Below are 1,718 nucleotides of genomic sequence, written 5' to 3' on the forward strand. Positions count from 1 at the left end.
GCCTTAACAAGCTCCTGGAGCAACGCAGGAGCAGTTGCCGCGTAGGGCAGTCTATTCTCGGACGGCCTCCCCGGGCTCTTCATTAGCTGAAGGCTCTTCATTTGCTGAAGGCTCTGCCAACTCCCGCACATCATGGGTCATGCGCATTGGGCAGAAGTTTGGTCCGCACATGGAGCAGAAACCTGCATCCTTGGCGCTGTCCTGCGGGAGGGTTTCATCGTGGTAGGCTCTGGCGGTATCCGGGTCCAGGGCCAGGTTAAACTGGTCCTCCCAGCGAAACTCAAACCGGGCACGGGAAAGTGCATCATCCCTGAGCTGGGCACCGGGATGACCTTTAGCGACATCTGCCGCATGAGCCGCAATTTTGTAGGCAATCAATCCCTGCTTGACATCCTCTCGATTGGGTAGACCAAGATGCTCTTTTGGCGTTACATAACAGAGCATCGCACAGCCAAACCAGCCAATCATCGCTGCACCGATCCCGGAAGTAATATGGTCATAGCCAGGGGCGATATCTGTCGTCAGTGGACCCAGTGTGTAGAAGGGCGCTTCATGGCAATATTTCAGCTGCATATCCATATTTTCCTGAATCAGGTGCATCGGTATATGCCCGGGTCCTTCAATCATTACTTGCACATCATGTTCCCAGGCTTTCCTGGTCAGCTCACCTAGCGTTTTCAGTTCGGCAAACTGTGCCGCGTCATTGGCATCAGCAACGGACCCCGGGCGCAACCCATCCCCTAATGAAAGCGTAATGTCGTATGCCTTGCATATTTTGCAGATCTCACCAAAATGCTCATAGAGAAAGTTTTCGCGATCATGAATTTCACACCATTGCCCGAGTATCCCACCGCCCCTTGAGACAATACCGGTCACCCGGTCAGTGGTCAGTTTCACATGATCTCTCAGGGTGCCGGCATGTATGGTAAAATAATCCACTCCCTGTTCCGCCTGCTCAATCAAGGTGTCCCTCATCACCTCCCAATCAAGCTCGGCTACCTTGCCGTTTACTTTCTCCAGCGTTTGATAAATTGGCACAGTCCCAATCGGTACCGGGGAGTTTCTGATAATCCACTCCCGGGTTTCATGGATATACTTGCCGGTGGAAAGATCCATCACCGTATCGGCGCCCCAACGGGTTGCCCAGAGCAGCTTTTCAACCTCTTCTTCTATGGTGGATGTCACAGGCGAATTACCAATATTGGCATTGACCTTCACCAGAAAATTTCGGCCGATAATCATTGGCTCCGCTTCGGGATGGTTAATATTAGCGGGTATCACAGCGCGACCTGATGCCACCTCCTGACGAACAAATTCCGGGGTTATCCTTGCTTCAGGCTTGCCCATGTTTTCCCTGATCGCAATATATTCCATCTCCGGTGTGATTATTCCCTGCCTGGCATAGTGGAGCTGAGTAACATTTCTGCCAGGCAGGGCACATCTGACAGGGGCAGGTGAATGAAAGCGCATTGGCTCAACCTGGATATCCTGTTTTCGTCGCAGTGCATAGGTTGAGGAGTGGGCACTGAGTTCTACTGAGTCTTCACGGGCCAGTATCCAGGCTGCACGGACAGGCGGCAGGCCCTGAAGAAGATCCGGGTAGTATTCCGGATCAGTATAAGGACCGGATGTGTCATACACCCGAACCGCAGATTCTGTGGATAACTTGCTGTACTCGCCATTTCTGTGCCCAATGGTTATTTCCCGCAGGCCTACCC

Annotated in this window: 1 protein-coding gene; it reads right to left on the reverse strand. The window is 52.7% G+C overall.

Going from position 1 to position 1,718, the window contains the following annotated elements:
- Window positions 1-51: 51 nt before the first annotated feature.
- Window positions 52-1,718: phosphomethylpyrimidine synthase ThiC (gene thiC / locus KDK14_RS01570; RefSeq protein ID WP_257263260.1), on the reverse strand; the 1,667-nt coding region annotated here is incomplete at its 5' end.

Origin of the sequence: Endozoicomonas sp. ONNA2, from assembly GCF_024606365.1 — a bacterium.
GTDB lineage: Bacteria > Pseudomonadota > Gammaproteobacteria > Pseudomonadales > Endozoicomonadaceae > Endozoicomonas.